This is a genomic window from Nonomuraea sp. WAC 01424 (genome assembly GCF_003947315.1).
In the GTDB taxonomy this organism is placed as follows: Bacteria; Actinomycetota; Actinomycetes; order Streptosporangiales; family Streptosporangiaceae; genus Nonomuraea; species Nonomuraea spiralis.
This window is the reverse complement of the sequence record NZ_QHHZ01000011.1, coordinates 394,616-408,039: the sequence shown is the minus strand read 5'-3', so window position 1 is coordinate 408,039 and position 13,424 is coordinate 394,616. Positions and strand designations below refer to the sequence as shown.

Annotated in this window: 12 protein-coding genes; 6 read left to right on the top strand and 6 right to left on the bottom strand. The window is 71.4% G+C overall.

Annotated elements, in window-relative coordinates; translation table 11 throughout:
• Positions 1-6 precede the first annotated feature (6 nt).
• The 6 genes from cydD to DMB42_RS30335 all read left to right on the top strand — a co-directional run bounded on the left by cydD (position 7) and on the right by DMB42_RS30335 (position 6,057).
• Positions 7-1,746: a thiol reductant ABC exporter subunit CydD gene (cydD, locus tag DMB42_RS30360; RefSeq protein ID WP_221762410.1), complete on the top strand. Its 1,740-nt coding sequence runs from the start codon at positions 7-9 to the stop codon at positions 1,744-1,746.
• Positions 1,743-3,422: a thiol reductant ABC exporter subunit CydC gene (gene cydC, locus DMB42_RS30355; protein ID WP_260478033.1), complete on the top strand. Its 1,680-nt coding sequence runs from the start codon at positions 1,743-1,745 to the stop codon at positions 3,420-3,422. The genes cydD and cydC overlap by 4 nt, the downstream gene beginning before the upstream one ends.
• Before the next feature lie 83 nt (positions 3,423-3,505).
• On the top strand, positions 3,506-4,126 hold the full coding sequence (locus tag DMB42_RS30350) for a transporter (protein ID WP_125639029.1): 621 nt from the start codon (positions 3,506-3,508) through the stop codon (positions 4,124-4,126).
• Complete coding sequence (locus DMB42_RS30345; RefSeq protein WP_221762409.1) at positions 4,123-4,446, top strand: transcriptional regulator; 324 nt, start codon at positions 4,123-4,125, stop codon at positions 4,444-4,446. The genes DMB42_RS30350 and DMB42_RS30345 overlap by 4 nt, the downstream gene beginning before the upstream one ends.
• Positions 4,443-5,324 (top strand): ABC transporter ATP-binding protein, encoded by an 882-nt coding sequence (locus tag DMB42_RS30340; protein ID WP_125639026.1) that lies wholly within the window; start codon positions 4,443-4,445, stop codon positions 5,322-5,324. Before DMB42_RS30345 ends, DMB42_RS30340 begins: the two co-directional genes overlap by 4 nt.
• Complete coding sequence (locus DMB42_RS30335) at positions 5,317-6,057, top strand: ABC transporter permease (protein ID WP_125639023.1); 741 nt, start codon at positions 5,317-5,319, stop codon at positions 6,055-6,057. Before DMB42_RS30340 ends, DMB42_RS30335 begins: the two co-directional genes overlap by 8 nt.
• Positions 6,058-6,139: 82 nt before the next feature.
• Here DMB42_RS30335 and DMB42_RS30330 read toward each other — a convergent pair whose 3' ends face one another.
• From DMB42_RS30330 to DMB42_RS30305, 6 genes are all read right to left on the bottom strand, one after another.
• Positions 6,140-7,378 (bottom strand): S1C family serine protease, encoded by a 1,239-nt coding sequence (locus DMB42_RS30330; protein WP_125639020.1) that lies wholly within the window; start codon positions 7,376-7,378, stop codon positions 6,140-6,142.
• Between the two features lie 825 nt (positions 7,379-8,203).
• A complete protein-coding gene (locus tag DMB42_RS30325; protein ID WP_125639017.1) occupies positions 8,204-9,739 on the bottom strand; it encodes an AMP-binding protein in 1,536 nt (511 codons plus the stop codon).
• Between the two features lie 128 nt (positions 9,740-9,867).
• Positions 9,868-10,695: a MetQ/NlpA family ABC transporter substrate-binding protein gene (locus DMB42_RS30320; protein WP_125639014.1), complete on the bottom strand. Its 828-nt coding sequence runs from the start codon at positions 10,693-10,695 to the stop codon at positions 9,868-9,870.
• 9 nt (positions 10,696-10,704) lie between these two features.
• A complete protein-coding gene (locus tag DMB42_RS30315; RefSeq protein ID WP_125639011.1) occupies positions 10,705-11,361 on the bottom strand; it encodes a methionine ABC transporter permease in 657 nt (218 codons plus the stop codon).
• On the bottom strand, positions 11,358-12,320 hold the full coding sequence (locus DMB42_RS30310; RefSeq protein WP_125639008.1) for a methionine ABC transporter ATP-binding protein: 963 nt from the start codon (positions 12,318-12,320) through the stop codon (positions 11,358-11,360). The genes DMB42_RS30315 and DMB42_RS30310 overlap by 4 nt, the downstream gene beginning before the upstream one ends.
• A 296-nt stretch (positions 12,321-12,616) precedes the next feature.
• A complete protein-coding gene (locus tag DMB42_RS30305; RefSeq protein WP_125639005.1) occupies positions 12,617-13,414 on the bottom strand; it encodes an SAM-dependent methyltransferase in 798 nt (265 codons plus the stop codon).
• Between the last annotated feature and the right edge of the window lie 10 nt (positions 13,415-13,424).

Genomic DNA, 13,424 nt, shown 5'->3' with positions numbered 1-13,424 from the left:
GGCCACGTGCACAAGGATCTCCTGCGGCTCATGCGGGCCGAGCGCTCGGTACGCCGCCACCTGACCGTCACCATGGTGGCGGCCGTACTGGCCGGGCTGCTCGTGCTCGCGCAGGCCGAGTTGCTCGCCGGCGTGCTGTCCGGCCGGTTCACCGCCGACGCGCTGGGCGCGCTCGCCGCCGTGGTGGGCGTACGGGCGCTGCTCGCCTGGACGCAGGGCGTCTTCGCCGGGCGCACGGCGACGGGCGTGAAGTCCGCGCTGCGCCACCGGCTGCTGGCCCGCCTGGGCGAGCTGGGCCCGTCCAGGCTGACCGGTCACCGGTCGGGCGAGCTGGTCACCCTGACCGGCCGGGGCCTGGACGGCCTGGACGCCTACCTGACCGGCTACCTGCCCTCGATCGCCGTGGCGGCGGTCGTGCCGGTGGCGGTGCTGGTCCGGCTGTTCACCGCCGATCTGGGGAGCGCGGTGATCGTGCTGATCACGCTGCCGCTGATCCCGGTCTTCGGCGCGCTGGTCGGCATGACGACCAAGACCGTGACCGAGCGGCAGTTCCACGCGCTGTCGCGGCTCGGCGGGCACTTCCTCGACGTCGTGCGCGGGCTGCCGACGCTGCGCGCCTTCGGGCGGGCCCGCTACCAGGCGACGGTCATCCGGCAGGTCGCCGACGCCCACCGGAGCGCGACCATGCGCACGTTGCGGGTGGCGTTCCTGTCGTCGCTGGTGCTGGAGTTGTGCGCGTCGTTGTCGCTGGCGCTGGTGGCGGTGCCCATCGGGCTGCGGCTGCTCGGCGGGTCGCTGGACCTGACGACGGCGCTGCTGGTGCTGCTGCTGGCGCCGGAGGCGTACCTGCCGCTGCGGGCCATGGGGACCCGCTTCCACGCCTCCATGGAGGGGGTGGCCGCCGCCGACGCGGCCTTCTCCGTCCTGGACGGCGAGGCCGGGGACGCCCCCGGCGCCGCGCGCCCGTACGAGGGCCACGGCGCCCCCGAGATCCGCCTGGAGAACGTGACCGTCCGCTACCCCGGCAGGGACGAGGCCGCCCTGGAGGACGTCACCCTCACCATCGCCCCCGGCGAACGGGTGGCGCTGGTCGGCGAGAGCGGCGGCGGCAAGAGCACGCTGCTCAACCTCGTCCTCGGCTTCGTACGCCCGCAGGAGGGGCGCGTCCTGGTCGACGGCACGGACCTGCGCGAACTGGACCTGGAGAGCTGGCGCGCCGCCCTGGCGTACGTGCCGCAGCGGCCCCACCTGTTCACCACGTCCGTGGCCGACAACATCCGGCTCGGCGCGCCCGGGGCCACCGAGGAGCAGGTCAGGAAGGCGGCGGCGGACGCGCACGCCGACTTCGTGGACGGCCTGCCCGAGGGCTTCGGCACCGTGGTCGGCGAGCGCGGCGCGAACCTGTCGGCGGGCCAGCGGCAGCGGGTCGCGCTGGCGCGCGCCTTCTGCCGCCCGGACGCCACGGCGCTGCTGCTGGACGAGCCCACCGCCCGCCTCGACGGACGCAGCGAGGCCGCCGTCGTGGCCGCCACCGCGGACCTGGCACGGGAACGCACCGCCGTCATCGTCGCGCACCGGCCCGCCATGATCGACCTGGCCGACCGGGTCGTACGGGTGCACGAGGGCCGCATCGTCGCCGACACCACCCGCGACCGGCCACCCGCCGACCCGGCCGAACCGGACAGCGGCGGCACTATGAGGGAGCCGCAGAGCGTGGCCTCCCTTCCTGAGGGGAGCGGGCGATGAACCGGCGCATGGGCACGCGGCTGGCCTGGGCGGTGCTGGCCGGCGCCGCCGCCGACCTGGCCGGGCTGGGGCTCATCGCGACCGCCGCCTGGCTGATCACCAGGGCCGCGCAGCAGCCGTCCCTGGCCGCGCTGAGCGTGGCCATCGTGGCGACCAGGGCGTTCGCGACGGGCAAGGGCGTCTTCCGCTACGCCGAGCGGCTCACCGGGCACGACGTGGCCCTGCGTGCCCAGGCGGGCACCCGCGAACGGCTCTACGAGGCGCTGATCCCGCCCCAGCGTCCCCGCCACGGCGGCGCCGACCTGCTCAGCCGCATGGTGGACGACACCGAGGCCGTCCAGGACCTGCTGGTGCGCGCGCTGCTCCCGGCCGCCGCCGCCCTCCTGACCGGACTGGCCGCGGTCGTCATCGGGCTGACCGTGCTGCCGGTGACGGCACTCGTACTGCTGGCCGGGCTCGTGGTGGCGGGTGTGCTGCTGCCCGCCGCGACCGCCGCCGCCGCGCGCCGCTGGTCGGCGCGGATCGCCCCGGCCAGGGCCGCGCTGGCGGCCCGCGTGGCCGACCTCGTGCACGGCTCGGCCGACCTGGCCGCCTACGGCGCGGGCGAGCGGGCCCTGACCGGCGCGCTGGCCGCCGACGAGACGCTGGCCGCGCTGGAGCGCCGCCAGTCGCGCGTGCACGCCGCCGCCCTGGCGGCCGGCACGCTGACGCAGGGCCTGACGGTGGCGGCCATCGTGCTGCTCGCCCAGGGGGCGAGCGCGGGCTCGGTCGCCACGGCGGTGCTCGCGCTGACCGCGCTGGTGTCGTTCGAGCCGGTGCTGCCGCTGGCGGCGGCGGGCGAGCGCATGGCCGGAATCACCGCGGCGATCCGGCGGCTGCGCGAGGTGCGCGCCGCCACCCCGGCCGTCGCCGAGCCCGCCGCGCCCGCGCCCGTGCCCTCCGCTCCCCTGACGGTCGAGGTCGACGGCCTCGTCGTACGGCACCCCGGCGCCGCCAGGCCGGCCCTCGACGGCGTCTCCCTGCGTCTGACGCCCGGCCGCCGGGTCGCGATCGTGGGCCCGAGCGGCGCGGGCAAGAGCACGCTGCTGGCCGCGCTGATGCGCCTGGCCGAGCCGGAGTCGGGCAACATCCGCGTCAACGGCGCCGACCTGCGTGACCTGTCGGGCGACGACGTCCGCACCCTGATGACCGGCCTGACCCAGGACCCGTACATCTTCCGCACCACCCTGCGCGACAACCTCCGTCTGGCCGGGCCGGAGGCCGACGACGAACGGCTGGGCGCGGCCGTACGGGAGGCCAGGCTCGGCCCGTGGGTCGAGCGCACCGGCTGGGACGCCGAGCTCGGCGAGGATGGCAGGACCGTCTCCGGCGGCCAGCTCCAGCGCCTGGCCCTGGCCAGGGCGCTGCTGTACGACCCGCCCGTCCTCCTGCTGGACGAGCCCGCCGAGGCGCTGGACGAGGAGACCGCCGACCGCCTGATGGCCGACCTGCTGGACGTCATCAGGGACCGCACCACCGTGCTGGTGACCCACCGGCTCAAGGGCCTGGAGTCGGTCGACGAGGTCGTGGTGCTCGACGAGGGCCGCGTTGTCCAGCGGGGCCGCCACGACGAGCTCGTGGCCGTGCCGGGCTACTACCGCGATCTGTGGGAGTCCGAGGCCCTCACCAGGCGGTAAGCGTCTGTCGATCGACCACTCCATGGGTTTGCTTTGCCATCAGGTTTACGATACAAACCTATTTGCGAGTAAGAGGAGTTGGCATGGTTGAGGATGATCACGCGCGTACCCCCGAGGAGACGCTGCGGCTCATCGAGCAGCAGCGCACCGCCACGGTCAAGCGGCTGCACGGCGACCCTCTGCTGCTCTACACGCCCTGGGGTGTGGCGTGGGCCCTCGGCTTCGCGGCGCTGTTCCTGCACTACGGCCTCGACGGCGTCCCCTACGCGCCGATCTCCAGCGCGCAGGCCCTGACGGTCTTGTTCGCGGGCATGTCGCTGGCCGGGGCGATCGCCGTCTTCGGCATGGTGAAGATGGGCGCGCAGGTCCGCGGCGAGACCTCGGCCAAGGGCATGATGTACGGCTACGCCTGGTCCGCGGGCATCGTCTCCATGACGGTGATCGCCATCCGGATCAGCCCCCAGCTCCCGGCCGGCGAGAGCGGCCTGCTGTGGGGCGGCGGCTTCATGATGCTGGTCGCGCTGCTCTACATGGCCGGCGGCGCGATCTGGACGTACTGGCCGATGTTCTTCGTCGGCGTGTGGACGGCGGTCGTCAACGGGGTGGGCGTCATGCTCGGGGCCGGCTGGCACGCGCTGCTGACGGCCGTGCTCACCGGCGGCGGCTACATCGCGGCCGGCATCGTGCTGCGGCGGCGGATGTGAGCCCCGACGGCGCCGTGCCAGAGCTCGACCCGGTGATCCACGCGCAGGCCAGGCTGCGGGTGGTCGCCACGCTCAACACCCTCGGCGAGCGCGACGAGATCGCGTTCCCGTCGCTGAAGGACCTGCTCGGGATGACGGCCGGCAACCTCTCGGTGCACCTGACCAAGCTGGAGGACGCCGGTTACGTCCGCATCACCAAGACGCACAAGGGCCGCACCCCCGTCACGTACGTGGCGCTCACCCGGCGCGGACGCCTGGCATTCGAGGACTACACCAAGGCGATCCGCGCCTTGCTCGACAACGCTGGAGGAACCTCATGACGGCCCTCGCCAGAACGGTGGAGGTCACCCGCCGCTACGGGGACGTGCTCGCGCTCGATCACGTCTCGCTCGACATCCGGGCGGGCGAGCTGGTCGGCCTGCTCGGCCCGAACGGGGCGGGCAAGTCCACCCTGATCAACCTGTTCGTCGGGCTGCGCCGCCCGACCTCCGGCACGGTCGAGCTGCTCGGCGGCTCGCCGCAGAATCCTGTGGTACGCCGCGGCATCGGCGTGACCCCGCAGGAGACCGGTCTGCCGGACTCGCTGAAGGTCGGCGAGATCACCGACTTCGTGCGCGCCCACTTCCCCGACGCGCTCGGCAAGGACGAGCTGCTCGACCGCTTCGGCCTGAGCGAGCTGGTCAAGCGCCAGGTCGGCAGCCTGTCCGGCGGTCAGAAGCGGCGCCTGGCCGTGGCGCTGGCCTTCGTCGGCCGGCCGCGCCTGGTGTTCCTGGACGAGCCCACGACCGGACTCGACGTCGAGGCCAGGCGCACCCTCTGGGACGGCATCCAGGCCTTCCACAACGAGGGCGGCACGGTCGTCCTGACCAGCCATTACCTGGAGGAGATCGAGGCGCTGGCCCAGCGCGTGGTGGTCGTCGGCCAAGGACGGGTGCTGGCCGACGACACCGTGCGCGCCGTACGCGACATGGTGGGGGTACGGCGCGTCTCGCTCGACGCCGGCGACCTGCCCGATCTGCCCGGCGTGCTCAGCACCGAACGCCAGGACGGCCGCGTCAGCCTGCTGACCACCGACCCCGACCGGCTGGTGGTGGAGCTCGTGCGCAGCGGCACGCCGTTCTCGGGCCTGGAGGTCAGGCCGACCACGCTGGAGGAGGCCTTCCTCACCATCACCGCGAAGGAGAACGCGCATGTCTAGCCTGATCCTGGCCCACACCCGGCTACGGCTCGTCGAGCAGTTCAGGGTGCCCATCGGGATCCTGGCCAGCTCGCTGTTCCCGGCGATCTCGATGCTGGCGTTCGTGGTGCCGTTCGCGGGCGAGGACCCGGCGGCGGCGACGTCGGCGACGGGGTCGCTGATGTTCTTCGGCGCCATGTCGTCGGCGGTGATCGGGCTGAGCGCCACCGTCTCGCAGGACCGCGAGCAGCCGTGGGACCCCTACACCCGTACGCTGCCCGCCGGGCCGTTCCCGCGCCTGGCCGGGCGGATGATCTCGACCGTGGTGCTCATGCTGCTGTCGGTGGTGCCGGTGCTGGTGGTGGGGGCACTGCTGACCGAGGCGGTCATCACGCCCGGGCGGCTGGTCCTCGGGCTGCTGGCGCTGATCGCCGGGGGTGTGCCGTTCATGCTGATCGGGCTGTTCATCGGCCTGACGCTGCCGTCGAAGGCGGCGCTCGCGGTGGCCCAGATCGTGTTCTTCCCCGTGGCCATCGTGGGCGGGCTGATCCTGCCGCCGCAGATCATGCCGGACATCGTCGAGAGCATCTCCCCGTACGTGCCCTCCAGGGGCGCGGCCGAGCTGATCTGGGCGGCGATCTCGGACGTGCGCCCGGATCCGGTGGCGCTGATCATGCTCGGCGTGTGGACGGTGATCGCGGCGGCCGCCGCCACGTGGGCCTACCGCCACGACGAAGGCCGCCGGTTCGCCTGAGGGTTCTCCTGATGGGGGGGTGTGCCGCCGAGTCCGCAGCGATCTCAACGGCACACCCGTCTCCGGGAGGGGGTCCTTGTGTTTACTTCTTCTCTTGGAGGGTGACGGTGGCCTCGGCCGACTGACCGTCCCTCATATATGTGATCTTGACCTGTTGGCCCGGTTTGAAACCTCTGACCTGTCCAACAACCGTATCGCCTGAGTCAACCGGCGTGTCGCCGATCTTGGTGATGAGGTCGCCTTCCTTCAGTCCGGCCTTGGCCGCCGGGCTGCCCGCGGTCACCTGCCTGATCAGGGCGCCGGGCACGTCGCCGGTGGCGTCGGTGACGCTCACGCCGAGGAAGGCGTGGCTGACCTTGCCGTTCTTGATGAGCTGCTCGGCGACCTGCTTGGCGGTGTTGACGGGGATCGCGAACCCGACGCCGCCCCCGGCCGCGTCGGAGGCGATGGCGGTGTTGATGCCGACGAGCTGGCCGGCCGCGTTCACCAGCGCGCCGCCGGAGTTGCCGGGGTTGATCGCGGCGTCGGTCTGGATGACGTCGCCGATCGTCGTGCCCTGCACCGGGCTCTGCTGCTGCTCGCCGCCGAAGCCGGGCGGCAGCTGCTGACGCTGCTCGCCGCCGAGGTTGAGCGTACGGTTCAGGGCGCTGATGATGCCCCTGGTGACCGAGCCGTCCAGGCCGAGCGGGCTGCCGATGGCCAGTACGTCGTCGCCGACCTTGAGCTGGTCGCTGTCGCCGAGGTCGGCCTTGGTCAGCCCCGAGACGTCCTGCGCCCTGATGACCGCGAGGTCGGTGGGCGGGTCGGTGCCGACGACGGTGGCCTTGGCCGTCTTGCCGTCGCTGAACTTGACGGTCATCTGACCGCCGCCCTGCGCCGCGCCGACCACCACGTGGTTGTTGGTGAGGATGAGGCCGTCCTCGGAGAGCACGACGCCCGACCCCTCACCCGTCTGCCCCTGGATCATGACCACCGACGGCTGCACCCGCTCGGCCACCTCGGCGGTGGAGAGCTGGTTGGAGGCCTGCCGCAACTTCGGGCTCGGCGCGCTGACCACCTGCTGCGGCTGGGGCTGGAACGCGGTGGCGACGGCGGCTCCCACGACCCCGCCGCCGATGGCCATCGCGGCCAGGGCGAGCCCGGCCACGGCCTTCTGCCCGGTGGTCAGGCGCGGCTTGACGGGGGCGGACGGCGGAGGAGGAGGCTGCGGCTGCTCCATGGCGATCGTGTCCCGACGGGGGAAGCCCCCGGCGGCCGGAGGCGTGGCGCCGAACTGGCTCCACCCACCGGTGCCCTGCTCGTGAGGCTCGTTCGCGTTCATCTGTCATCTCCCTCAAGTCCCTATGGCTCAAGGGTGCCAAGACCGGCGTAAGCACTGGTTAAGGCGTTGATCGGAACTCTGTGAGACGGCTCACTCACACCTTATCTCCGCTGCTCACAGAGGCAGTCACCCGCATGCAAAAAGCTCGAAATCCCTTCGAGCCGTTTGCATGCGGGTGATTGGCGGTTCAACACGACGATCCTCTACGGGTCATCGTCGCGATCGATGAAGCCAGGTGGCGAGCACCAGCGCCACGAGAGGGCTGGCCCCCACGGTGAACTGTCACTTTTCGCTGCGATGACGCGTGAGGCCGACTAGCCGGTGACGTTCCGCCTCTGCCTGCGGGTAGATACCAAGTACCAGCCCCACACATTTGCGGAGAACGTCAGAGCGCCGAGGCCGATCCGCAGCCATGGCTGGGTCTCACCGGACACTCCGATCAGCACCATCGCAGCGAGGAAGCAGAACGATCCGGCAGCGGAGATCGCGGCCGGAACCATCCAGCCGTTCCGGGTGGAGGCAGGTCCTGGTGCGGACGCGGCGCCGGAGGTCTTCGTCACAAGCCCATTCTTCAGCTTTCCGCGGCCCTGCGTGAAGGCTCCATCGATCACGACCCGGGCGCGCCGCCCTCGTAGCATTCCCACCATGCGAACGATCACAACGGCGACACCGGCCAGTACCCCATGGAGCTCCTGCTGCCCGAGCTGGCCAGACCGTTCGAACTCCTGCTCGCGGGAGTGGGCCTCATGGTCGCCGCGCTGGTGACCGAGCGGCTGAGCCGGCACTGACCCGGCGCCGCCGGCGGCCGGCGCCGTTCGACAGCCTTCAGGTGCGGGTGGGCCAGTATTCGTCTCTGAGGAGACGCTTGTAGAGCTTGCCCGTGGGGTGGCGTGGGAGCTCGTCGCGGAAGTCGACCGACTTCGGGCACTTGTAGTGCGCCAGCCGCTCCCGGCAGTACGCGATCAGCTCCGCCTCCAGCCCCGGCCCCGCCTCGGCCGCCGTCATCGGCTGGACCACGGCCTTGACCTGCTCCCCCATCTCCTCGTCCGGCACCCCGAACACGGCCACGTCGGCCACCTTGGGATGCACCGCCAGTACGTTCTCCGCCTCCTGCGGGTAGATGTTCACCCCACCCGAGATGATCATGTACGAGCGGCGGTCCGTGAGGTACAGGAAACCGTCGGCGTCGAGGTAGCCGATGTCGCCGAGGGTGGTCCAGCCGCGGCCCTTCGGGTCCTGTGCCGAGCGGGTCTTGCCGGGGTCGCCGTGGTACTCGAAGCGGGCGCCGTTCTCGAAGTAGACCGTGCCGTGCTCGCCGGGCGGCAGGTCCTCGCCCTCCTCGTCGCAGATGTGCACGACGCCGAGCAGCGAGCGGCCGACCGTGCCCTTGTGCTCCAGCCAGTCCCGGGAGCCGACGTAGAGGAAGCCGTTGCCCTCGGTGCCCGCGTAGTACTCGTGGACGATCGGCCCCCACCAGTCGATCATCTGCTCCTTGACCGGTACGGGACAGGGCGCGGCGGCGTGGATGGCGCAGGTCAGCGAGGACAGGTCGTACTTCTTACGGGTTTCCTCGGGCAGTTTGAGCATCTTGATGAACATCGTCGGCACGAGCTGCGAGTGCGTCACCCCGTACCGCTCGACCAGCCGCAGGTACTCCTCGGGGTCGAAGCGTTCCATCACCACCACCGTCGCGCCGAGCCGCTGGAAGGACAGGCAGTAGCGCAGCGGGGCGGCGTGGTAGAGCGGCGCGGGCGAGAGGTAGACGCTGTCCGCGGACGGCGCGAACAGCCCCTGGATGAGCTTGACCAGCGTGTTCGACTCGGTGAGCGGGGCCAGCGAGGCGGCCACCTTGACGCCCTTCGGACGGCCGGTCGTGCCGGAGGAGTAGAGCATGTCGGCGCCCTGGCACTCGTCGGCGATCGGGGTGACCGGGCAGCCGGCCACGCTCTCCTCGTAGGAGGTGAAGCCCTCGGCGACGCCGTCGAGCATGAGCCGCAGCTCCACGCGCGGCGTGGCGCCGGTGATCGAGGTGGCCACCTCGGCCAGGTCCGCGCTGGAGATGAACGCCCGGGCGCCGCAGTTGTCCACGATGTAGGCCAGCTCGTCGGTGTGCAGCCGGGAGCTGATCGGCGTGTAGTACAGGCCCGCGCGGTGCGCGGCCCAGGCGATGGCCAGGAAGAGCGGGTGGTTGGCGAGCATGAAGGCGACGTGGTCGCCCGGTGCGAGCCCGGCCGCGCGGAAGGCGTGGGCCAGGCGGTTGGACTGCTCCTCCAGCTCGCGGTAGGTGATGACCTGCCCGGAGCCCGCCATGATCACAGCGGGCTTGTCGGGGGTGACGGCTGCGATGGCTCCCGGGTACATGACCAGAACAGTATTCGGTCGCCTGGCGGCGGCGCTAGGGCGCGCCGAAGCCGCGGTCCCGGCGCCGGGACCGCGGCTTCAGTGACGTACCGGAGGCACGCCTCCGTGGTGGATCAACCGTGGCAGGATCACTCCGCGGGGATGACCGAACCCTCGTACTTCTGCTTGATGAAGTCCTTGACCTTCTGGTCCTGCAGCAGCTTGCCGAGGGTGACGACGGCGGCGTCCTTCTCGTGGCCGGTCTGCACGACCAGGCCGTTGACGTACGGGTTGCCCTCGGTCTTCTCCAGCACCAGCGCCTGGCCGGAGGGCTTGAGCCCGGCCTCGATCGCGTAGTTGCCGTTGATCACCGCGGCGTCCACGTCGTCGAGCGAGCGCGGAAGCTGGGCCGCCTCAAGGGGCTTGAACTGGAGCTTCTTCGGGTTGTCGGTGACGTCGCGCTCGGTGGCCGCGGTGCCCGCGCCGTCCTTGAGCTTGACCAGGCCGTTGTCGGCGAGCAGCTTGAGCGCGCGGCCGAGGTTCGTGGCGTCGTTCGGCAGCGCGACCGTCGCCCCTTCGGCCAGCGCCGGCAGCGAGGTGATCTTCTTGGAGTACAGGCCGAGCGGCTCCAGGTGCACCGGGGTGACGAAGCTCAGCTTGGTGCCCTTGGAGGCGTTGAAGTCGTCCAGGTAGGGCTTGTGCTGGAAGAAGTTCGCGCCCAGCTGGCCCTCGTCGAGCTGCACGTTCGGCTGGACGTAGTCGGTGAACTCGACGATCTCCAGGTTCAGCCCGGCGGCCTGGGCCAGGTTGTCCTTGACGAACTTCAGGATCTCGCCGTGCGGGACGGGGCTCGCGCCCACCTTCAGCACGGTGTCGGCCGACTCGGCCGCGGGGGTCGGGGTAGCGGACTGCGACGTACCGCATGCGGCGAGCAACAGGGACAGCGCAGCAGCACCCAATATCGAACGAATTTTCATGATTTTTCCTTACTTATGTGAAATGCGCCGAGCGACCCAGTCGCCCAGACTCTGCAGAATTTGCACGATGACGATGAGCAGGACGACGGTCACGATCATCACGAGCGTCTCGAACCGCTGGTAGCCGTACCGCACGGCCAGGTCGCCGAGCCCGCCTCCGCCGACGGTGCCCGCCATGGCCGAGTACCCGATGAGCGCGACGATCGTGACGGTCAGTCCCGACACGAGGCCGGGCAGCGCCTCGGGCAGCAGGACCTTGCGCACGATGGCGGTCCGGCTGGCCCCCATGGCCTGCGCCGCCTGTACGACGTCCGTACCGACCTCGCGCAGCGCCGTCTCGACCAGCCGCGCGAAGAACGGCACGGCCCCCACGGTCAGCGGCACCACCACGGCGGCGGTCCCGATCGTGGTCCCGATCACGAGCCGGGTGAACGGGATGATCGCGATCATCAGCACGATGAACGGCAACGACCGCCCGATGTTGACGACGATCCCGAGCACGGACTTCAGCGCCGGCAACGGACGCAGCCCGCCCCGGTCGAAGGCCACGAGCGCCACGCCGAGCGGCAGCCCGAACAGCACGGTGAACAGCGTGGCCCAGCCCACCATCTGCGCGGTCTCCCACGTGGCCGGCCACAGCAGCGGAACGATCTCTTCCCAGGTCATGCGGCCTCCCCCGCGACTTCGACGAGCAGCCCCGACTCCCGCAGGTACGACAGCGCCGAGGACGACTCCGCGCCGGTCAGCGCCACGCGCAGGCGGCCGACCGAGCCGCCGGCCAGGTCCTCGATCGAGCCGCCGAGGATGTTGACGTCCACGTCGAACTTGCGCGCCATCTCCGAGACCAGCGGGCGGCCCGGGTCGCCGGTGAAGGTGAGCGTGACCGAGCCGGCCGGGGCGGGCTCGGGCAGCGGGAAGATCTCCCTGGTCAGGCGGGAGCCGGGGGTCCTGATGAGGTCGGCGATGGCGCCCGACTCCTCGATGCGGCCGCGCGCCATGATGGCGACCGAGTCGCAGACGCTCTTGACGACGTTCATCTCGTGGGTGATGAGCAGGATCGTCAGGCCGAGCTCGGCGTTGAGCCGCTGGAGCAGGGCCAGGATCGACTGGGTGGTGGCCGGGTCGAGCGCGGAGGTGGCCTCGTCGGACAGCAGCACCGACGGGTTGCCCGCCAGCGCCCTGGCGATGCCGACACGCTGCTTCTGGCCGCCGGAGAGCTGGTGGGGGCGGTCGCCGCCGCGTCCCGACAGGCCGACGAGGTCGAGCAGTTCGGCCACGCGCCGCTGCCGTTCGGCCCTGGGCACGCCCATGACCTCCAGCGGGAAGGCGACGTTGCCGGCGACCGTGCGCGAGGACAGCAGCGCGAAGTGCTGGTGGATCATGCCGATGCGCTGCCTGGCGCGGTTCAGCTCGCGGCCCGGCAGCGCGGTCAGGTCCTGCCCGGCGACGGTGACCGTGCCTGCGGTCGGGCGTTCGAGCAGGTTGACGCAGCGCAGCAGCGTGCTCTTGCCGGCGCCGCTCTGGCCGAGCACGCCGTAGATCTCGCCCTCGCGCACGTGCAGGTCGACGCCGTCGAGCGCGACGGTCTGGCCGTACTGCTTGCGCAGGCCGGAAGCCTGGATCACGGAAATTCCCCACGACTGAGAGCGGCCGGTACGCGGCCGCTTCTTGACACGAACATCACCGTCGGAGCGGTGGGATCTAGTGGCTGCCCGGAGGGAACGGCAGGTGAGTCAGCCTGCGCAGCACGAAGCAAGGTGTGTGGATCATGGTGACCTTCGAGGAGAACGGGCGGGATCTGGTCTCTAACGGGCCGGCATTCGCCCCATACGCATGCGACAACACATGGCGTCCCGGTGGGCGCGGTGGTCGTTCGCGTATGCCTCGTTCACGCCGGTGCTAACGCCGCCTTTCCATACTCCTATTCCGGGGAATCGGGGTGATCTGCGTCACCTCGTACCGCGGTGAGGAAACCGCCGCCCTGGGCCGGGCGGCCGTACCGGGCGGCGAGGGCGGACAGCTCGACGACGTCGGCCCGCCAGCCGCGGGTGGTCAGCCAGGCGACGGCGTCCTCGCCGAGGCCGCCCTTCCACAGGGTGGCGACGCGGCGCAACGCGGGCATCGTGCGCGCCCGCTCGATGAGCGCGGCGGCCGCGGCCCGGTCGTGCTCGAAGGCGAGCCTGCTGCCCGCCGCCGACAGCGCGCCGATCTCGCCGAGCAGCCGCCCGGCCTCGGCCGCGCTCAGGTAGATCAGCAGCCCCTCGACCAGCCAGGCCGTGGGCCGCGCCGGGTCGAACCCGGCCGCGCGCAACCTGCCCGGCCAGTCCTCGCGCAGGTCCACCGGCACCGGGACGCGCTCGCACCGCGCCGTCGCGCCCAGCTCCCGCAGCACGCCGTCCTTGAACGCCAGCAGCTCGGGCTGGTCGAGCTCGAACAGCCGGACCCCGGCCGGCCAGGCGAGCCGGTAGGCCCGGCTGTCGAGCCCGGCCGCCGGCAACACCACCTGGTCGCAGCCCGACTCCCGTAGGTAGTCGTCGAAGAACCTGGTCCTGAACGCCAGGTGGTCGCCGAAGACGCCGGCCGCCCCGCTCCCTTGCCCGGCGCCCGCCGCCGCCACGAAAGCGCCCGCGTACGGGTCGTCGAACAGCCGGTCGGGCCGCTCGCTCTCGCGCGCCCGTAACCAGGCCGCGCCCACCGCCGTCCTCGCCACTCCATTCATATCTTCAACG